An 18,073-nucleotide genomic window follows, 5' to 3' on the forward strand; every position below is an offset into this window, starting at 1 on the left:
GGACGGCTACGGCAGCGGTTCGTGCGGGGCGGAGACGGTGGCCGGCGCGGTGCCGGCACCGGCGGGGGCGACCGCTTCCGGGGTCGTCCGGTGCGGGCGCAGCGACCCGGCGGCGATCTGCTCGGCCCAGTGGCAGGCCACCCGGGACGGGCCGATCTCGCGCAGCACGGGCCGCTCGTCGGCGCAGCGGGTCGGCTGCGCCCACGGGCACCGGGTGTGGAACCGGCAGCCGGCCGGCGGGTTTGCCGGCGACGGCAGGTCCCCGGCCAGCAGGATCCGCTCCCGGCGGTCCTCCACCTCCGGGTCCGGCACCGGCACGGCCGACAGCAACGCCCGGGTGTACGGGTGCAGCGGCTCGCGGTAGAGCTGGTCCCCGGGTGCCTCCTCGACCAGCGCGCCGAGGTACATCACCCCGATGGTGTCCGAGATGTGGCGGACCACCGCCAGGTCGTGGGCGATCACCAGGTAGGTGAGGCCGCGTTCGATCTGCAGCTCGTCCAGCAGGTTGATCACCTGGGCCTGGATCGACACGTCCAGGGCGGAGACCGGTTCGTCGGCGACGATCAGCTCAGGGCCGAGGACCAGCGCGCGGGCGATGCCGATCCGCTGCCGCTGGCCGCCGGAGAACTCGTGCGGGTAGCGGGACAGCGCCCAGCGGGGCAGGCCGACCGCGTCGAGCGCTTCGCCGACGATTCGTCGGCGCTCGGTGCGGTCGGCACCGATGTCGTGCGCCTGCAGTCCTTCGACCAGGATCGACTCGACGTTCTGCCGCGGGTCCAGGCTGGACATCGGGTCCTGGAAGATCATCTGGAAGCGGCGGCGCATGGTCCGGAGCTTGGCCGCCGGCAGCCGGTTCAACGTCACTCCGTCGAAGACCACCTCTCCGCCGGTCGGCGGGGTCAGCTGCAGGATGGCCCGGCCGAGCGTCGACTTGCCGCAGCCCGACTCGCCCACCAGGCCGTACGTCTCGCCCCGGGCGATCCGCAGGTCAACCCCGTCGACCGCTCGAACGTGCCCGACCACCCGGTCCAGCAGGACGCCCCGGGTGATCGGAAAGTGCACCTTGAGGTCGCGGACCTCGACCAGTGGCTCATTCACCGGTGGCCTCCCCCGTGTCGTCGGTCTCGGGCGGATTGACGCAGCGGAACGCGTGCCCGTCCGGCTCCCGGCGCAGCTGCGGCGCGGCACCGAGGCAGGCGTCCACCTGGCGGGCGCAACGCGGCGCGAAGGCACAGCCGTCCAGCCAGGGCAGCAGGTCCCGGACCGAGCCGGGGATGGGTCGCAGTCGCTGGCCGTGGCCCGCGTCGAGCCGGGGGATCGAGCCGAGCAGGCCCACCGTGTACGGGTGGCGCGGTGCCGCGAACAGTGGACGTCGGCGGGCCGTCTCGACCACCCGACCGCCGTACAGCACGTTGATCGTGTCGCACATGCCGGCGACCACCCCCAGATCGTGGGTGATCATCACCAGCGCGGTGCCGGACTCGCGTACCAGGTCCTTGAGCAGTTCCAGGATCTGCGCCTGGATCGTCACGTCCAGCGCGGTGGTCGGCTCGTCGGCGATCAGCAGCCGGGGCTGGCAGGCGACCGCCATCGCGATCAACGCCCGCTGCCGCATCCCGCCGGACAGCTGGTGCGGGTACTCCTTCAACCGGCGGGTGGGGTCCGGGATGCCGACTCGGTCCAGCAGGTGCTCGGCTTCGAGCCGGGCGGCCTCGCCGCGCATCCCCCGGTGCCGGACCAGCACCTCGGTGACCTGCACCCCGATCGGCACCACCGGGTTCAGCGAGGAGAGCGGATCCTGGAAGATCATCGCCACGTCGCGGCCCCGTACGTCCCGCATCGCCCGGGGATCGAGTTGCAGCAGGTCGGTGCCGTCGAACGCGGCCTTGCCCTGGACCCGCACGCCCTTGCCGGCCGGCAGCAACCCCATGATCGCCAACGAGGTGACGCTCTTGCCGCAGCCGGACTCGCCGACCAGTCCGGTCACCTCACCGGCGTCGACCGAGAAGGACACCCCGTCGACCGCGTGCACGGTCCGCTGCCCCCGCCGGGCGAAGGTGACCGCCAGTTCATCCACGTCGAGCAGCGCCATGGCTCACTTCCGCAGTTTCGGGTCGAGGGCTTCGCGCATCGCCTCGCCCAGCAGGGTGAAGCCCAACGCGGTGATGATGATGCCCAGCGCGGGCAGGATCGCGAGCCGGGGCGCGGCGTCCAGGTAGCGCTGCGCGTCGGCCAGCATCACCCCCCATTCCGGGATCGACGCGTCCGGGTTGCCGAGCCCCAGGAACGACAGCGCGGCCACCTCGATGATCGCGGTGGCCAGGGTGAGCGTGGACTGCACGATCACCGGGGCGAGTGAGTTCGGCAGGATGTGCGTCAGCGCCACCTTGCTTCGCCGGACCCCCAGGGAGGTGGCGGCGAGGACGTAGTCGCTGTTCGACTGGGCGAGCATCGAGCCGCGCAGCAGCCGGGCGAAGATCGGCACCGAGACCATGCCGACCGCGATCATGACGGTGGTCAGGCTGGCCCCGAGCAGCGCCGCGATGCTGATCGCCAGCAGCAGGCTGGGCAGCGCCAGCAGCATGTCGACGATCCGCATCAGCACGGTGTCCACCCAGCGGCCCCACCGTCCGCCGAGGCCGGCGGCGGCACCGGCCAGGCCACCGATCAGCGTGCCGACGGACAGCCCGATCATGGTGGCGACGACGCCGACCAGCAGGGTCTGCCGGGCGCCGACGATCATCCGGCTGAACTCGTCGCGGCCGAGGTGGTCCACGCCGAACCAGTTCTCCGCACGCGGCCCCGGGTAGAAGGCCTGCGCCTCGCGGATTTCGTCCTTCCACAGCTGCGCCGCCGGGTCGTACGGCACCAGGAACGGGCCGACCAGGGCGACCAGCAGGAAGACGCCGAGTATGACGGTGCCGACGATCGCCGCCGGGTTGCGGCGCAGCCTGCGGAACGCCTCCTGCCAGAGGCTGACGCCGCGTTCGTCGTCGTGCGCCGCGGACAGCTCGGCGAGCCGGTCCAGCTTCGCCTTCTTCCGCCCCGGGCTCAGTACGTCACTCATCGGGCCGCCTCCGTCCGCGGCTGCGGGCCGCGCTCGCCGCAGTCCTGTCCACCCGTACCGACCAACCGCCCGCTCACCGGACCCGTACCCTCGGGTCGATGAAGGTGTAGGAGATGTCCACCAACAGGTTCACCAGCACGTAGACCAACGCGATGATCAGGATGAAACCCTGCAGTACGGGGTAGTCGCGCTGGCTGATGGCGTCGGCGACGAACGCACCGATGCCGCCGAAGGCGAACACGGTCTCGGTGAGGACCGCACCGGAGAGCAGCCCGCCGGTGAGCAGGCCGATGCTGGTGGCCACCGGCAGCATCGCGTTGCGCAGCACATGCCGGCGGCGGATCACCCGGCCGGTCAGGCCCTTGGCCTGGGCGGTGCGGACGAAGTCCTCGCCGAGCACTTCCAGCACACTGGCCCGGGTGATCCGGACGATGATCGCCAGCGGGATGCTGGCCAGGGCCAACCCTGGCAGCACCAGGTGCCACAGCGCGTTGAGCGAGGCGTCCCACTCCCGGGTCAGCAGTCCGTCCAGGACGAAGAAGTTGGTCACCCGGGTGGCGTCGATGCGGGGGTCCTGCCGGCCGCTGGACGGGAACCAGCCGAGGTTCACCGCGAAGATCGCCTTCAGCACGTACGCCAGGAAGAAGACCGGGACGCAGATGCCGATCAGCGAGCCGGCGACCGATCCGTGGTCGAGCAGGGTGCCGCGGCGGCGGGCGGCCAGGTAGCCGAGCGGGATTCCGACCCCGATCGCGATCAGCATGGCGGCGGCGGTCAGCTCGACGGTGCCTGGGAAGCGTTGCAGGAACTCGGTGGTGACCTCACGTTTAGTGGAGATCGAGGTGCCGAGGTCGAGCTGCAGCAGCCGCTTCATGAACCGGCCGTACTGGATCAGGATCGGCTCGTCGAGGCCGAGGTTGCGGCGGATCGCGGCGCGCATCTCCGGGGTGCCGCGCTCACCGAGGATCGCGGACTCCGGGCCGCCGGGCAGTCGGTGCAGCCAGATGAACAGCAGCAGGGAGAGACCGAACAGCGTGGGTACGAGTTGGAGCAGTCGTCGGACGATGAAGCGGAACACGGTGCCTCGGCAGGGGGTGTGGAGGGTCGCGTGGGCGGGCGCCGCCGCCACCCGGACTGGTGGCCCGGGTGGCGGCTGACGCCCGCCCTCGTTCCGTTCGCTAGTTCACTCGTGGATCTTCGCTAGTTCACTGGTGGATTTCAGGACGTGAACTCGGCGGTGGCGAACCGCTCGTCGGTGAGCGGGCTGGCCTGCACCCCGATCACTTCCTCAGCGAAGACGATCGCCGGCGGGGAGTGCGAGACCGGCACGCCCGGCAGGAACTCCATGATGTCGGCGTTCAGGTCCCGGTACAGCTCGTAGCGGGCCTCGATGTCGGCGGTGCCGTCGGCCTCGACGAACTTGGCGAACAGGTCCGGGTTGTCGTAGCCCCACTCGTCCTTCGGCCGGTCGAAGAACGTACCGATGAAGTTGTAGGCGTCGCCGTAGTCACCGGTCCAGCCGAGCAGGTGCAGGTCGTGCGCGTTGCCGGAGGTGGTGGCGTTGAGGTAGTCCGGCGACCACTTCAGCGGGATCGGTTCGACGGTGATCCCGGCCTCCCGCAGGTCGGCGGCGAGCAGCTCGAAGATGTCCTTCGGGTTCGGCATGTACGGCCGGGTGACCTCGGTCGGGTAGTGGAACCGCAGCGTCAGGTCCGAGTGGCCGGCCTCGGCCAGCAGTTCCTTGGCCTTCGCCACGTCGTAGTCGTAGGTGGTGACGTCGGAGTTCCAGCCCTCGATGGTCGGCGGGACGAACTGGGTGGCCACCTCGGCTCCGGGTGGCATCTTCGAGTCGACCAGCGCCTGCCGGTTCAGCGCGTGGGCGATCGCCTGCCGGACCCGGATATCGGCCAGCGCCGGGTTGCCCTGCTGGTTCATCGCCAGGTAGAGGACGTTGAACGCCGGGCGGGTGAGCACGTTGAAGCCGTCGTCCTTGAGCGGCTGCACGTCGGCCGGGCCGACCAGGTCGTAGCCCTGGATGCCGCCGTTGCGCAGCTCCTGCTTGCGGGCGTTCTCGTCCGAGATGGTCCGGAAGATCAACGTCTTGACCTTCGCCTTCTCACCGGCGTAGTCGTCGTTGCGGACCAGGGTGAGGGTCTTGTTCGCGATGTCCCAGCTGTCGAACTTGAACGGCCCGGTGCCGGTGGGGTGCTCCAACGCGTACGCCGGGTAGGAGATGTCGTCGGCGCTGCCGGTCACGTCGCTGGCGTTGTGCTCCTCCAGCGCCGCCGGCGAGTGGATGGAGAACGACGGCAGCATCAGGGCCGCCGGGATCTTGCTGGAGACCCGGGTGAACGCCAGGTCCACGGTGGTGTCGTCGACCACGGTGCACGACTCGAACAGGCTCTCCGGCAGGTCTTCGCTCTCGTTGTTGGCGAAGCCGCCCATCACGTCCTGCCAGTAGGCGGTGACGTCGGGGCTCTGCATCAGGCCGGTCGCGTTGTACCAGCGGTCGAAGTTGACACAGACCGCCTCGGCGTTGAAGTCGGTGCCGTCGTGGAACTTGACGCCGGACTTCAGCTTGAACGTCCACACGGTACCGGACTCGTCCGGGGTCCAGCTCTCGGCCAGACCGGGTGTGATCGCCGTACCGCCCTCTTCGGGACGGACCAGGGTCTCGAACATCTGCCGGGCCACCCGCAGCGATTCGCCGTCGCTGGCGAAGCTGGGGTCGAGGACCTTCGGGTCGCCGGCTACGCCGAAGACCAGGGTGGCATCGCTGGAGTCGCCGGAGTCGTCACGCTCGCTCTCGGCGCAGCCGGCTAGGGCCAGCGCCGCGACCGCGACGGCCGCGATGGCGGCCTTCGGCCTGGGTGCACGCATGGGTGCTTCACCTCGTCCTTTGGGTACGGACAACGTAGTGACGGGGGTCACCGATGGCGAGACCTTAGCCGGCGTTCGGCGCGACCGGAAACCAGCCGGAACGCGGTTGGTACCGGATCGTGTCTTAACTGTCCCGTCAACGACGATCGAACCCTACAGCGCCGATGATAGGCCAGATATGTCCGAGATTGGGCTATGCCAAGTTGTTACATGTTTCGTGTGTTTCGCCGACCCGGTGTCAGACCGAACGTCGGCCTTCGAACGCCCGGCCCAGGGTGATCTCGTCGGCGTACTCCAGGTCGCCGCCGACCGGCAGGCCACTGGCCAACCGGGACACCGCGATCCCCATCGGCTTCACCATCAGCGCGAGATAGGTTGCGGTCGCCTCGCCCTCGGTGTTCGGGTCGGTGGCCAAGATCAGTTCCTTGACCGTCCCCGAACCCAACCGCAGCATCAGCTCCCGGATCCGCAGGTTGTCCGGGCCGACCCCCTCCAGCGGATTGATCGCCCCGCCGAGCACGTGGTAGCGCCCCCGGAACTCACCGGTGCGCTCGATCGCCACGACGTCCTTCGGCTCCTCGACCACACACAGCACGTCGTCACTGCGCCGCTGGTCGCGGCAGATCCGGCAGTGCTCGGTCTCGGCCACGTTGAAACACACCGTGCAGAACTTGACCAGGTCCTTGACCCGGCGCAGCGCGGTGGCCAGCCGGGTGACGTCCGCCGGATCGGCGGAGAGAATGTGGAACGCGATCCGCTGGGCGCTCTTCGGCCCCACGCCGGGCAGCCGGCCCAGCTCGTCGATCAGGTCCTGGATGGCGCCTTCGTACATCTGCGGCGGCTCAGAACCCGGGTAGTCCGAGACCGCCGAGGCCGCCCGTGACCGGGCCCATCTTCTCCTCGGTCAGCTTGCGGACCTCGTCGTTGCCGTTGCGGACCGCGGCCAGCACCAGATCCTCCAGCGTCTCCACGTCCGCCGGGTCCACCGCACTGGGGTCTATCTTGATTGACCGGATCTCGCCGACGCCGGAAAGGGTCACCGTGACCAGCCCTCCGCCGGCCACACCGGTGACCTCCGCCTCGGCCAGCTCAGCCTGAGCGGTCGCCATCTGCTGCTGCATCTTCTGCGCCTGCTTCAGCATCTGCTGCATGTTGGGCTGTCCACCGGGGCGCACGGCACCGCTCCTTCGATCAGTGTGGCCGGACCGTGGCCAGCCTAGTCCGTCCCGCCGGCTCCGCAGCGCCCGGCACGGAAGCCGCGCGCCTGGTCACCGCGAACCGGTTGCGGTCACCGCGAATCAATTTCGCCGATCTTCTCCGCACCGAGCGCCTGACGCAGCAACTGCATCGCCTGCTCCTCGCTGCTCTGCCGGGCGGTCTGCTCGTCCACCACTTCGTCCAGCGGCTCGTCGCCCGGGTCGAAGCCCTCATAGACGGGGCCAGGTGGCGGACCGGACGCGGCACCGGACCGGACCGGACCGTCGTAGTCCGGGTCGTACGGCGGCTCCTCGGCGGACGACCCGTCGGCCCAGACACCGCCCCCCGCCGACGACGCCGGTCGGCCAGCCGTCGCGGTCGCCGGCCGACCGACCGACCGCGACGCCGGGCCGTTCTGCCGCGCCGCGCCGTTCTGTTGCGTCGGTGCCGACCGTTGTCCCGACCCAGAGCCGGTGGACGCGCCCCCACCACCCGGCCGGGCACCGTCAGCGGCCTGCCGGGTGCCACCCGGCGGTGGGCCACTACCGGACGGGCCGTCGTTCACCGGCGGGGCGTCGCCGCCGCCCGGTCGGGCCGGTTCGGGCCAGTCGGAGTCGTCACCGCCGCCGGCCGGCTGGCGACCACCGGGGCGACTCGCACCCGGCCGGCCGGCAGCCCCGCCGCCCGAAGCCGCCGCGCGGGCGGCGCTGGCCGCCGCCGACCGGGTGGCGGCCGGCGGGCCAGCGGTGGCCGGACCGTTGGCAGGTGGACCGGCAGCGGGTGACGCCGGGCCCGACCGGGCGGCGCTGGCCCGGGCCGGACCGGACGCCGCACCGGCGGTTTCGCAGCGGATCTGCCACCGGACCCCGAGCGTCTCGTAGACGGCTTCGAGCAGCAGGTCCGGCGAGGCGGACAGCATGGTGGCGTGCACGCTGTGCCGAAACGTCAGCACCAGCACGTCGCCGTCGACGTCGCGTACCGTCGCCTCGCGGACCACCGCGGCGGCCCGCTTGCTCCGGTTGCCGACCATGGCGAGGATCTGGTCCCAGGACCGCCGGACGGTTGCCGCGTCGAGCGCGCCCGGCGCGGCCGGGGCCGGCTGCGGCTCGGCGACGGCCGGGTCGGGCATCACCGCTTCCGGCGGTACGGACGGCGCGGCGGCCGGTGGTCGCTCAACCGCCGGCGGCGCGGCCGGTACGGCAGCGGCGGGCGGCGCAGCGGGCGGTCCGGACGGTGCCACTGCGGGAGCGGAGACCGCCGGCGCCACGGCGGCGGGAGCGGAGGCCACCGGCGTCGACGCGGCGGCGGCCGCCACTGGTACGCCGGCTGCCAGCCGACGCTCCATCCGCTCCATCCGCTGCAGCAGCGCCCCGGTCGACTCCTCGGCCCCGGGCAGCAGCATCCGAGCGCAGACCAGCTCCAGCAGCAGCCGGGGCGCGGTGGTGCCGCGCATCTCCACCAGGCCGTTGTGCACCGTGTCGGCGCACCGCGACAGCGTCGCCGGGCCGAGCCGCTCGGCCTGGGCGGTCATCCGGTCGATCTGGTCGGGCGGCCCGTCGATCAGCCCTTTGCTGACCGCGTCCGGCACCTGCTGCAGCACGATCAGGTCCCGCAGCCGCTCCAACAGGTCGGAGGCGAACCGGCGGGGATCGTGCCCGGCCTCGGCGACCCGGTCGACGGTCGCGTAGGCGGCGGCCCCGTCGCCGGCGGCGAGGGCGTCACACATCTCGTCCAGCAGGGCGCTGTCGGTGACGCCGAGCAGCGCCACCGCCCGTGGGTAGCTGACCCCCTCCGGGCCGGCACCGGCGATCAGCTGGTCGAGCACCGACAGGCTGTCCCGGGCGCTACCGCCGCCGGCCCGCACCACCAGCGGGAAGACCGCCGGATCGACCTTGACGCCCTCGGCGGAGCAGAGCTGCTCCAGGTACGGCCGCAGCACCCCCGGCGGGATCAGCCGGAACGGGTAGTGGTGGGTCCGCGACTTGATCGTGCCGAGGACCTTCTCCGGCTCGGTGGTGGCGAAGATGAACTTGACGTAGTCCGGCGGCTCCTCGACCAGCTTGAGCAGCGCGTTGAAGCCGGCCGACGAGACCATGTGCGCCTCGTCGATGACGTAGATCTTGAACCGACTGCTGGCCGGGGCGAAAAATGCGCGTTCGCGCAGCTCACGGGCGTCGTCGACACCGCCGTGGCTGGCCGCGTCGATCTCGATGACGTCAATCGAGCCGCTGCCGTCGGCGGCCAGGGCGCGGCACGAGTCGCACTTGCCGCACGGCTCCGGCGTCGGCCCCTGCTCGCAGTTGAGCGAGCGGGCCAGGATCCGGGCACTGGAGGTCTTGCCGCAACCGCGCGGCCCGGAGAAGAGGTACGCGTGGTTGAGCCGCCCGGTCCGCAACGCCTGCGACAGCGGCTCGGTGACGTGCTCCTGACCGATGACCTCGGCGAACGTCCTCGGCCGGTACTTGCGGTAGAGCGCCAGTGCCACCCTCACCGCCTCCTCTCGACCAGGCAGGTTCCACGCCGGGAGCCATTCTGCGCGGGCGGGCCGGCGACCGCCACCCCAGGGGGGTGCGGGTACCCCGGCCGGCCCGGAGACGAAAGGGCCCCCCGTGCACCCGCCAGAGCTCGCTTATCCTTGCTGCCTTCCGGCCCTGGGGAGGTTCACGAGATGCACGCCGCACGAGGGGTTGGCCCCACTGTACCCCGGGCGGTGAGCGGCCGTCGGCGACCCCGGCCCGTGCTGACCGCCACGTCCGCAGCCTGTATCGTGTCGTGCGGAGGATTCGCCTAGAGGCCTAGGGCGCACGCTTGGAAAGCGTGTTGGGTTCACACCCTCACGAGTTCGAATCTCGTATCCTCCGCTCACTGAGCAGCCACAACGCCGTTGGCCGGTCCCTGGGGGGACCGGCCAACGGCGTTCGTACACCTCTTTCGTCTGGGCGCTGCCTGCTGCTGCACGACGAACTCAGCCACCGACGTTCAAGATCAGCCCGTGAACGGTCCGTGTCGCAGGAGACCCTGCCTTCGGGTCTGTGCGGGAGTATGGGAGATGGTCAAGAGCCGCGAGGAGGTGAGCCGTGATGTCGAGCAACGCCGAACAGATGCCCGAGTGGCCGACCGCTGAGCACGTGCCTGCTGAGGAGCTGGCGCGCCGTCAGGGCGTGCGCCCGGTCGCCTCGGTTGACGACCTTGCCCGGCCGGACCTGTTCGTGTCGGATGATGAGTTTGATGACTTCCTCGCCGACCTGTACGCCTCCCGTCGGGCTGGGGCCGCGTGAGTCTGGTTGTCCTGGATACCGCATCCGACTCGGCTGCCGGGTCAGGTCACGACCCCGCCGGTACGCGGTAGCCGAGCAGCTGACCGAAGGTCATCAGCGGACGCAGCGTCGGAGTGAGCATCGTCGGCTCCGACGACCAGCGATGCCCACGGTTGCCCTCCAACCTCCGGTGCCGGGCCGCCGCACGCTCCCGGGCCAGCCCGGCCAGCCGCTTCGACGCCGCCGACCGCCCGTCCCGCCACTCCCGCCACCGCACCACCAGCTCACGAAACATCTCGACAATCACTGCTCTCTCCCACTTCAAGGTTGTTCTCCGCGCCGGGGCAGTCGAAAAAGTCCCTGGCGTTGCACGAATATCTCCCGCCGCTCGGCGGCATCGCCGGATCTGTCGATCACGTAACCCGTGACCCAGACCCAGCCCTCGTACGTCGGCCTGGGGTCGACCGAGATGACCCGGAACCTCAGTCTGCGCTCACCAGCGAACTGCACACTGGCCTCACCGCCGACCACCAGCACGTCACCCGGCCTCGGCTCGGGCGTGCGGAGCAGCCGACTACCCGCCACGCCGATCCGCCAACGGATACGTCGTACGCCCGCAGTCCGGACACCACCGCGACTTGACCCTGAACGACCACAGCCCGGCGCAGAAGCCCAGCAGCGCCGCACTGAACAGCGCCCCGACATCCCACATCGATGGATTCCTCTCACAAGGGAAGACGTTTCCGATCGGCCACGCGTCGTCGGCCGTCGAACGCCACCGGCTCGCCGCCGTTGGCCTGCCACCGGGCAAGGACCTCGGCGAGAATCCGTCGGGCGCCGGCCTCACCGTGCTCGGCCTTCAGGTCCTCGAAACTCCACCGCAGCGTGAGAGCCACCTCGGCCGCTTCATCGGTCCCGCACTCACGGATAGCCTGGGCGTCGTCGGCGTTCGGACCCGACTCGGTCCAGCGATCTTCGTCCATCGACGTCGTGCCTCCAAGGCTGACTCGGCACCATCTGTACCGCGTAGGCTCGTACTGATGACTGACGCTGACCTCGGCTCCCGTCTGCGGCGGTATCTTGCTTGCCTATCGATGAGACTGCCCTGCCGGCGACGATCCGGGCAGGTACTACACACGGACACGAAGGACACGGCCCATGTCCACTGAAGTCCCTCGGCAGTTCAAGCCCAATCTTGTGCTGGTCAACCGCCGGAGGGCAGTCGGCTGGGAGTCCCGCAAACGCGCAGCGCGCGAGCTGCACCGCGTAGGCCAACAGCACGGCATCCGTGAGACGCCGACGGTCGAGGCCATCGAGAAAGCGATGTACCGCCACGAGACCGGGCGCGTATCAGTCACCGACTCGATCTACCGCCAGCTCTACTGCCTGGCGTACGACGCAAAGCCCCATGACCTGTTCGGCGAGCTAACCGGCAGCGCCGAGGATCGGCCGCACTTCAAGGCGCGATCCCACAAGTTCCTTACAGCATTCATCGGCGCTGAAGGCGCTGCCCGGCTATGCGAGGCCACCGGCTGCACGCCGGCCGAGGAGCAGTTGCACACCTGCTCTTCGACTCCGGTCGAGCACCCGGAGGGCGACTGCACGCTGTACGTCTGGCCGTGCGGATCGGCAATCTTTCACCTTGTGGAGCACGTCGAGTTGTCCACGATCGCGGCACTCGCCGCCTGGCGGGAGGTATCGTACGGCGACAACATCAAATGGGCTACCGACTACCTCGCACCTATCGCACCGGCTGAGGACGAGTCAGCGATTTACATCCTTGGCGTTCATTGGGTTACTGAGCCAGCGTGGCCACCGGAGCTATTAGATGCCGCACTACGCATCATGTCGACCCCACGAGCATTGCTGCACCGCGATCGCGCCATGGACGACGAACACCTAGCTCACGCCGAACTAGTCGAGCAGTCATTGCTTTCCGAGGCGTACGATCACGTAGGCATCGAATCGTTCGGCGTACCTGGGATTTCGGTGGGCTACGCCTCATGGTCCGGAGTCGTATACCATCCGATCTCAGCCGAGCGTTCCCTGACGGAATCCGAGATGGTCGCCTGCGAGCTTGCGATTCAATCGATGTGGGCATACAGCGACGCGATCGCCCGACAGGTAGAGCAGGGACGAGATCCGCAGGTACCGCCAGAACATGGATGGCGCTATCTCCGGGGAGCACGCTCCCGGCTTACCGTTTCCCGCCTGCGGGAGACCGGACAGCATCAGGCAATGCGCCGAGCAATTCTGCGAACGTGCGATCTAATGCCAGCCCTGGACCAAGCCATCGAAACCCTCCGCGATACGGATCAAGGCTGAGCCGATGGCATCAGGTCGCCCTGTACTAGTAGTCACGGACATGCAGAACGGCTTCGTACGCGAACAGTCAGCGCACGTCGTTCCTGTTGTTGTCGACCTGGTACGCCGCTGGCAGGCAGCCGGCAACGACACGCTCTTCACCCGGTACCTGAACTACCCCGGCAGCCCTTTCGAGCGATTCTTTGGTTGGCGGAAACTGCAGGATGCACCCGAAACCGACATAGTGCCCGAGTTGGCGCCGTACGTCGAGCGCGGGATCGTACTCGACAAACTCATTTATAGCCCGTTCACCACGGAGGGCGAGAAATTATTCCAGCAGCACGGGTGGACAGAGCCATACTTTTGTGGAATTGCTACTGAAAGCTGCGTCCTAAAGGGCGCCGTGGACGCCTTCGAGCGAGGCTACACGCCGTGGTTGATCGCCGATGCGTGCGCTAGCCATGCAGGCTTTGAGGCACACACTGCGGGACTCCTCGTAGTTCGCCGCTTCATCGGCCCCGGACAGGTAATCACGCGAGCGCGCATCCCCTCATCGCTGGTTGTCGCGACAGAGCGCAGCTAGCCTGAATGTGCCCAGACCTACTACCACGTCGACTGTGGCAACGGGCGCAACTTGCTGCCGTTGCTAACCTTGGCGTAGCGTTCGCGACATGAGACTGGTGGCTTTGGGCGAGATCCAGGCGCTCATGGGTGGCATCAGCCGTCAGCGCACCCAGACCATCGTCAACCGGCCAGACTTCCCGAAGCCACTCGATACGCTCACCGTCGGCCGGATCTGGGCACGCGAAGAGGTCGTCGCCTGGATCAAAAAGAACCGGCCGTTTCAAAAAGAAGCGCTTTGACGATTCCCGACGTGCGTGGTCGGCCATGTGCTGACATCGGCCAGCTATCCCTCGCCCGATCAGCCCGCTCACGACGCTCCGACAGCCCGCGGCGCGCACCATGATCTGCAGCACTCCAGCTGATCAGACCCCGGCGTGTCGAGTCGAAGAGACGCTGTGGATCACAGCTGCTCGCCGAGCAGCCACAATGCCGCTGGCCGATACACACGGGCAGCGGCGTTCGTGCAGCTTCTCGTCTCGGTTCTGGTCTCAGCGTGGGCGGAGTCGGTCCCAGGGTCAGCGGGGCGACGCGCCCGGCGGGTCAGCCAGGGACTCCTCCGCCGTCGACGAGACACCCGGCTCCGGTTCCACCGGCACCGCCCGGCCGTAGCGTGGTGGCGTGCGGGCGTACGAGATGGCTGGTACGCGAGCGACAGGCGCTGGCCGCGATCCGTACTGACACCGGGTGGCGGATCGGGCACGGCGCACCGCTGCGCGGCCCGGGCGTAGGAGCAGCAGACTGCCCTCGACGCCGACATGAGTCGTGCCTCAGGTCACGTCAGCTCGCGGGTCATGAACGTGCTGTTGGGATCGTCGACGTAGGCGCCGAAGGGCGGGCAGGGGACGAAGCCCGCCTTCGCGTACAACGTCCTCGCCGGGACGAAGAAGTCCATGCTTCCGGTCTCCAGCGAGATGCGGCGGATGCCGCGTCGTCGCGCGTCCGCGATGAGGTGGTCGAGGACGCGCGCGGCGATGCCCTGGCCGCGTCGTCGCGGATCCGTCCGCATGCTCTTGATCTCCTCGTGCGCCGGCTCCACCTCGGCCAGGGCACCCGTGCCGACGAGCTCGCCACTCATCCGGGCGACCCACAGGCGGACGCCCGGTGCCCGCAGCCCGGAAAGATCCAGCGCGTGTCGGCTCTCGGCAGGCGCCGTTGGCGCGAGTTCGTCGAGATGTGCCTGCAGGAAGACGCCGAGCTCCGGGTCAGCGAAGTCGGCGCGCTCGATGGTCAACCGCATGACGGAGATCCTGCCCGGCCGGTGCTGGTCACCCCACACCGAACCGGGCCAGTGGCTCGACCAGCTCGCGTTCCTCGTAGGACAGGTGGGACAGCAGGGTATCGGTGAGCAGGTCGACGGCGGTCTTGACGTCGCCGATCCGGTCCGGCTCGCTGACCAGGGCAACCAGCGCCCGGTCGACTCGTTCCAGCACGTCGTGGATGACGTGGTGTTCCTCCGACAGCCGGTCGACCACCGGGGCGAGTCCCGGGTCGGCGCGGCGCAGCTGCGGCAGCATGCCGATGTCCTCGATGGTGTGGTGGGTGGTCACCACCCGGCAGTACGACTCGCAGTAGGCGCCGAGGGTCCAGTTGTTCTGCCGCATGGTCATCGTGTTGATGTGCGCCCGGGCACCGCCGGCGGTCATGGTGCCGGCTGCGACCTGGTCGATCAGGTCGCGCACGGTCCGCAGCTCCTCGCGCAGATGATCGTGTACGTCGATCAGGTGCTGCCCGGCGGCCCGCTGGGCGGGACTGTAGGTCAGCCCGGGGTCGGGTGGCGGGGCGGTCGGCCGGGTCGACTCGTCCCAGACGCGTTCAGCGCTGAGCCGTACCCCGTCGTCGGGGGTGGGGGTGATGCCGGCGGCCGGGGCGGCGGGGGCCGGGGCCGGGGCCGACGCGGCGGGAACCGAACCCGCTGCTGCGGCGCTGCGGCCGGCGGCGACCAGGTCGCGGACCGCCGGCACCACCTCGGCGGCGAACCGGCGGATCATGTCCGGGTCGTCGCTGGCCAGTAGGTAGCCGCTGAAGCCCTGCTCCAGGGTCAGTCCGGCGAGCTGCTCGGCCCAGTCGGCCGGCGTACCGGTGAGGAATCCGTCGCCGCTGCCGAACGTACCGCTGATGTTGTAGAGCCGGCGGACCACGGCCGGATCCCGCCCCGCCTGCCGTGCCGCCGCGTCGATGGCCGCGTTCATCGCCGGTAGCTGCTCCGGCGGCGCGTACGGGCTGCTGGGCAGCCAACCGTCGGCGAGTCGACCGGTGACCCCGAGCATCCGCTTCTTGTACGCGCCCAGCCAGATGCCGATGGGGTGGGCCGGCGCCGGACCTGGATGCACACCCCATACCCGGTGATGCCGGCCGTCGACCTTGACGGTGCCGCCGCCGGCGTCCCAGACCGAGCGGATGATCTCGATGCCCTCCGCCAGCGCTTCGACGCTCTCGGCCGGGGTGAGCCGGCCGCCGCCCATCGCCGCGATCGCGTCCCAGAAGGCACCGGCCCCGAGGCCCAGCTCGACCCGGCCGCCGCTGAGCAGGTCGAGGCTGGCCGCGCTGCGGGCCAGCATCGCCGGCTGGCGCAGCGGCAGGTTGGCGACGTTCGGCGCGACCCGGACCCGGGTGGTGCGGGCGGCGATCACCGACAGCAGGGTCCAGGTGTCCAGGAACCGGGCCTGGTACGGGTGGTCCTGCACGGTCACCAGGTCGAGCCCGGCTTCCTCGGTCAGCTGGGCGAGCGCCAGGGTCCGGTCGGCCTGATCGGCGACCGGGGTGATGAAGGTGCCGAACAGCAGGTCGTGTCCGTAGTCAGCCATGTCGTCCGCTCCCCGCGACAGCAGTCATGCGTATGCCTCACAAGATAGTCTGCTGAGCAGACGATCGGCAGTGTGACTCTTCTGACCCTGAAGATGGTCGTTCGACGCAGACGAGCCGGCGATAAGCTCGACGTATGCCTCGTCCCGGTCAACGCACGGACCCGGGTCCGGCCCGCACCGCTGGCGGCGGTGATCTCGGCTGGGCGCTGGGCGTGGTCTTCCGGGCGTACGTCAAGAGCAGCAGCGCCGTGCTGCACGACCTGCCCGGCGGGCCGCGCGGGCACCAGGTGCTGGCGGCGGCGGTCGAGGCCACGCCGCAGAGTCAGATCTCGCTGGCCCGTCGGCTGGGCATCGACAAGACGGTGATGACCTACCTGATCGACGACCTGGAGAACGCCGGCCTGGTCGAGCGACGGGCCAACCCGGACGACCGCCGGCACAAGACCATCGTCGCGACCGACCACGGGCACCAGGTCTGGTCGGCGACCCGGGACCGGCTGGAGCAGGCTGAAAAGCACCTACTGGGGCCGCTGCAGCCGACCGACCGCGAGGCACTGCGGTCGCTGCTGTTCCAGCTGGCCGACCAGGCACAGGCCGTCGATCCGGTCGTCGACACCTGCCAGATCGTGTCCGACATCGCCGCCGACGGCCAGCCGCACGAGCCAGCGGACGGTCCGCGCTGAGCTTCGTCCAGCTCGGCCCACACCCGTCCGTCAGACCTGGGGCATGGCGGACGGAGGAGCCCATCGATGCGCCGGTCAGACAACACCCTGCTGCCGTTCTATCTGGTCGTCGACGTCTCGGTGTCGATGGCGGCGGACGGCAAGTTGGAGGCGGCGAACGAGATCGTGCCGGCGCTCGTCGACGCGCTGGCGCGGCACCCGGTCGTCGCGGCCCGGGTACGGTTCGGGCTGATCGACTTCTCCGACCACGCGGAGGTCCGACTCCCGCTCGGTGATCTGCTGGCTCCCGGGCTGGTCGCACCACCCCTCACCGCACGCGGCGGCACCTGCTACGAGTCGGCGTTCGCGACCACACGGGACGAGATCGAATCGGACATGGCGCGGTTCGCGGCCAGCGGAGCGACCACACACCGGCCCACCGTCTGGTTCATCAGCGATGGCCGGCCAACCGACTTGCGGTCCGCCTGGCAGGCGGCGTTCGCCGAGCTGACCTCGTCCAGCGCCCGCCCGAGCGTCGTCGCATGCGGCGTCGACGAGGCGGATCCCCGGATCATCAGGTCGCTGGCCCATCCGGCGACCGGATCGGGACGGACGGCGTCGTACCTGATGGTGCCCGGCTCCGATCCGGCCCGGACGATCACCGGGATCGCACAGGTGCTCATCGACAGCGTCGTCCGGTCCGGCTATCGCGCGGCCGGCGACGCCGGACCGGTCCTGCCCGACGGGCCGGACCTTCCGCCCGGGGTGCAGCGGTTCGATCCGACCGGCCCTGGGTGACGGTGGCCCCGACTGCGGGCGACGGCAGCCCGGCCCGACTCGGACCAGCTACGGTGATCTTGTTACGGTGATCTTGATTGTCGTCAGGCCGTCCGCTGAACGGCCAAGGTCGACTGTCCGTCAGGTTCGGATATGATCCGAACTATTGACAATGTCCGAGGGGCACATCAATTCCGGAGTACGAGGCCAACGATCGCGACGGAGGTCTCGATGATCGACGATCGATCCGGCGGACCGGTGCCCGATGACGGGCTACCAGCCGAAACCCGACAACGGATGATCGAATTACTCGCCGCCGAGTTCGGCGCGGCGTGGCAGGCCGCTGTGACCGGCGGTGCGGACCTTGACGGGTTGGCCGAGTACGTCGACGACCGCCGGCGTACCGTGGAATCGATTCCGGAGCCGGACGACCGCGACGATTGTCGTTAACCTGGACAACGCAGCGCAACGGCACACCATCGCTTCCGGCCGACCGGACCG

Annotated in this window: 19 protein-coding genes, 1 tRNA gene and 1 other RNA gene; 8 read left to right on the plus strand and 13 right to left on the minus strand. The window is 69.6% G+C overall.

What is annotated here, in order from left to right; genetic code table 11:
- Window positions 1–6 precede the first annotated feature (6 nt).
- The 9 genes from O7621_RS03080 to ffs form a co-directional block, all read right to left on the minus strand.
- Window positions 7–1,098: an ABC transporter ATP-binding protein gene (locus O7621_RS03080; RefSeq protein WP_282232634.1), complete on the minus strand. Its 1,092-nt coding sequence runs from the start codon at window positions 1,096–1,098 to the stop codon at window positions 7–9.
- Window positions 1,091–2,092 carry an ABC transporter ATP-binding protein gene (locus tag O7621_RS03085; protein ID WP_282232635.1) on the minus strand — a complete coding sequence of 334 codons (1,002 nt, stop codon included), beginning with the start codon at window positions 2,090–2,092 and terminating at the stop codon, window positions 1,091–1,093. The genes O7621_RS03080 and O7621_RS03085 overlap by 8 nt, the downstream gene beginning before the upstream one ends.
- A 3-nt stretch (window positions 2,093–2,095) precedes the next feature.
- Window positions 2,096–3,055, minus strand: a complete 960-nt coding sequence (locus tag O7621_RS03090) for an ABC transporter permease (protein ID WP_282234437.1) — start codon at window positions 3,053–3,055, stop codon at window positions 2,096–2,098.
- Between the two features lie 85 nt (window positions 3,056–3,140).
- Window positions 3,141–4,145: an ABC transporter permease gene (locus O7621_RS03095; RefSeq protein ID WP_282232636.1), complete on the minus strand. Its 1,005-nt coding sequence runs from the start codon at window positions 4,143–4,145 to the stop codon at window positions 3,141–3,143.
- A 140-nt stretch (window positions 4,146–4,285) separates the two neighbouring features.
- On the minus strand, window positions 4,286–5,947 hold the full coding sequence (locus tag O7621_RS03100; protein ID WP_282232637.1) for an ABC transporter substrate-binding protein: 1,662 nt from the start codon (window positions 5,945–5,947) through the stop codon (window positions 4,286–4,288).
- A gap of 238 nt (window positions 5,948–6,185) precedes the next feature.
- Entirely contained in the window at window positions 6,186–6,779 is a 594-nt protein-coding gene (recR, locus tag O7621_RS03105; RefSeq protein WP_123603876.1) for a recombination mediator RecR, read from the minus strand.
- A 10-nt stretch (window positions 6,780–6,789) separates the two neighbouring features.
- Complete coding sequence (locus tag O7621_RS03110; RefSeq protein ID WP_233606442.1) at window positions 6,790–7,098, minus strand: YbaB/EbfC family nucleoid-associated protein; 309 nt, start codon at window positions 7,096–7,098, stop codon at window positions 6,790–6,792.
- Window positions 7,099–7,235: 137 nt separating this feature from the next.
- Window positions 7,236–9,629 (minus strand): DNA polymerase III subunit gamma and tau, encoded by a 2,394-nt coding sequence (locus O7621_RS03115; RefSeq protein WP_282234438.1) that lies wholly within the window; start codon window positions 9,627–9,629, stop codon window positions 7,236–7,238.
- Window positions 9,630–9,742: 113 nt separating this feature from the next.
- Window positions 9,743–9,833, minus strand: an RNA gene (ffs, locus tag O7621_RS03120) — signal recognition particle sRNA small type.
- Window positions 9,834–9,920: 87 nt separating this feature from the next.
- Here ffs and O7621_RS03125 point away from each other — a divergent pair.
- Both O7621_RS03125 and O7621_RS03130 read left to right on the plus strand, forming a co-directional pair.
- Window positions 9,921–10,005: transfer RNA gene (locus O7621_RS03125), tRNA-Ser, on the plus strand.
- 219 nt (window positions 10,006–10,224) lie between these two features.
- Window positions 10,225–10,422, plus strand: a complete 198-nt coding sequence (locus O7621_RS03130) for a hypothetical protein (RefSeq protein WP_282234439.1) — start codon at window positions 10,225–10,227, stop codon at window positions 10,420–10,422.
- A gap of 46 nt (window positions 10,423–10,468) precedes the next feature.
- Here the strand turns inward: O7621_RS03130 and O7621_RS03135 are convergent, their stop codons facing one another.
- Together O7621_RS03135 and O7621_RS03145 are read right to left on the minus strand one after the other, a co-directional pair.
- Entirely contained in the window at window positions 10,469–10,708 is a 240-nt protein-coding gene (locus O7621_RS03135; RefSeq protein ID WP_282232638.1) for a hypothetical protein, read from the minus strand.
- Window positions 10,709–11,126: 418 nt separating this feature from the next.
- Window positions 11,127–11,384 carry a hypothetical protein gene (locus tag O7621_RS03145; RefSeq protein WP_282232639.1) on the minus strand — a complete coding sequence of 86 codons (258 nt, stop codon included), beginning with the start codon at window positions 11,382–11,384 and terminating at the stop codon, window positions 11,127–11,129.
- 175 nt (window positions 11,385–11,559) lie between these two features.
- On the opposite strand from O7621_RS03145, the gene O7621_RS03150 reads away from it, so the two are divergent.
- The 3 genes from O7621_RS03150 (at window position 11,560) to O7621_RS03160 (ending at window position 13,568) form a co-directional block, all read left to right on the plus strand.
- Window positions 11,560–12,726: a hypothetical protein gene (locus O7621_RS03150; protein WP_282232640.1), complete on the plus strand. Its 1,167-nt coding sequence runs from the start codon at window positions 11,560–11,562 to the stop codon at window positions 12,724–12,726.
- Between the two features lie 4 nt (window positions 12,727–12,730).
- Window positions 12,731–13,288, plus strand: a complete 558-nt coding sequence (locus O7621_RS03155) for a cysteine hydrolase (protein WP_281552741.1) — start codon at window positions 12,731–12,733, stop codon at window positions 13,286–13,288.
- 88 nt (window positions 13,289–13,376) lie between these two features.
- Window positions 13,377–13,568, plus strand: a complete 192-nt coding sequence (locus O7621_RS03160) for a hypothetical protein (protein ID WP_282232641.1) — start codon at window positions 13,377–13,379, stop codon at window positions 13,566–13,568.
- Window positions 13,569–14,101: 533 nt separating this feature from the next.
- On the opposite strand, the gene O7621_RS03165 is transcribed toward O7621_RS03160, so the two are convergent.
- Both O7621_RS03165 and O7621_RS03170 read right to left on the minus strand, forming a co-directional pair.
- Window positions 14,102–14,566 carry a GNAT family N-acetyltransferase gene (locus tag O7621_RS03165; RefSeq protein ID WP_282232642.1) on the minus strand — a complete coding sequence of 155 codons (465 nt, stop codon included), beginning with the start codon at window positions 14,564–14,566 and terminating at the stop codon, window positions 14,102–14,104.
- Between the two features lie 28 nt (window positions 14,567–14,594).
- Complete coding sequence (locus tag O7621_RS03170; protein ID WP_282232643.1) at window positions 14,595–16,133, minus strand: LLM class flavin-dependent oxidoreductase; 1,539 nt, start codon at window positions 16,131–16,133, stop codon at window positions 14,595–14,597.
- A 134-nt stretch (window positions 16,134–16,267) separates the two neighbouring features.
- Here O7621_RS03170 and O7621_RS03175 point away from each other — a divergent pair, with 134 nt between their 5' ends.
- The 3 genes from O7621_RS03175 to O7621_RS03185 all read left to right on the plus strand — a co-directional run bounded on the left by O7621_RS03175 (window position 16,268) and on the right by O7621_RS03185 (window position 18,022).
- The gene (locus O7621_RS03175; RefSeq protein ID WP_282232644.1) at window positions 16,268–16,816 is read left to right on the plus strand and encodes a MarR family winged helix-turn-helix transcriptional regulator; all 549 of its coding nucleotides are present in this window, start codon (window positions 16,268–16,270) and stop codon (window positions 16,814–16,816) included.
- A gap of 66 nt (window positions 16,817–16,882) precedes the next feature.
- Window positions 16,883–17,593, plus strand: a complete 711-nt coding sequence (locus O7621_RS03180) for a VWA domain-containing protein (protein ID WP_281552736.1) — start codon at window positions 16,883–16,885, stop codon at window positions 17,591–17,593.
- A 210-nt stretch (window positions 17,594–17,803) separates the two neighbouring features.
- Window positions 17,804–18,022, plus strand: coding sequence for a hypothetical protein (locus tag O7621_RS03185; RefSeq protein WP_282232645.1), 219 nt, complete (start codon window positions 17,804–17,806; stop codon window positions 18,020–18,022).
- Window positions 18,023–18,073 lie beyond the last annotated feature (51 nt).

The sequence above is a fragment of the Solwaraspora sp. WMMD937 genome (genome assembly GCF_029581175.1).
Lineage (GTDB): Bacteria > Actinomycetota > Actinomycetes > Mycobacteriales > Micromonosporaceae > Micromonospora_E.

What these genes read in the sequence shown, in the direction of transcription:
- O7621_RS03085 (WP_282232635.1), bottom strand. Translation starts at nt 2,092, where the DNA reads ATGGCGCTGCTCGACGTGGATGAACTGGCGGTCACCTTCGCCCGGCGG.
- O7621_RS03185 (WP_282232645.1), top strand. Translation starts at nt 17,804, where the DNA reads ATGATCGACGATCGATCCGGCGGACCGGTGCCCGATGACGGGCTACCA.
- O7621_RS03180 (WP_281552736.1), top strand. Translation starts at nt 16,883, where the DNA reads ATGCGCCGGTCAGACAACACCCTGCTGCCGTTCTATCTGGTCGTCGAC.
- O7621_RS03145 (WP_282232639.1), bottom strand. Translation starts at nt 11,384, where the DNA reads ATGGACGAAGATCGCTGGACCGAGTCGGGTCCGAACGCCGACGACGCC.
- O7621_RS03170 (WP_282232643.1), bottom strand. Translation starts at nt 16,133, where the DNA reads ATGGCTGACTACGGACACGACCTGCTGTTCGGCACCTTCATCACCCCG.
- O7621_RS03130 (WP_282234439.1), top strand. Translation starts at nt 10,225, where the DNA reads ATGTCGAGCAACGCCGAACAGATGCCCGAGTGGCCGACCGCTGAGCAC.
- O7621_RS03155 (WP_281552741.1), top strand. Translation starts at nt 12,731, where the DNA reads ATGGCATCAGGTCGCCCTGTACTAGTAGTCACGGACATGCAGAACGGC.
- O7621_RS03100 (WP_282232637.1), bottom strand. Translation starts at nt 5,947, where the DNA reads ATGCGTGCACCCAGGCCGAAGGCCGCCATCGCGGCCGTCGCGGTCGCG.
- O7621_RS03150 (WP_282232640.1), top strand. Translation starts at nt 11,560, where the DNA reads ATGTCCACTGAAGTCCCTCGGCAGTTCAAGCCCAATCTTGTGCTGGTC.
- O7621_RS03160 (WP_282232641.1), top strand. Translation starts at nt 13,377, where the DNA reads ATGAGACTGGTGGCTTTGGGCGAGATCCAGGCGCTCATGGGTGGCATC.
- O7621_RS03175 (WP_282232644.1), top strand. Translation starts at nt 16,268, where the DNA reads ATGCCTCGTCCCGGTCAACGCACGGACCCGGGTCCGGCCCGCACCGCT.
- O7621_RS03110 (WP_233606442.1), bottom strand. Translation starts at nt 7,098, where the DNA reads ATGCAGCAGATGCTGAAGCAGGCGCAGAAGATGCAGCAGCAGATGGCG.
- O7621_RS03165 (WP_282232642.1), bottom strand. Translation starts at nt 14,566, where the DNA reads ATGCGGTTGACCATCGAGCGCGCCGACTTCGCTGACCCGGAGCTCGGC.
- recR (WP_123603876.1), bottom strand. Translation starts at nt 6,779, where the DNA reads ATGTACGAAGGCGCCATCCAGGACCTGATCGACGAGCTGGGCCGGCTG.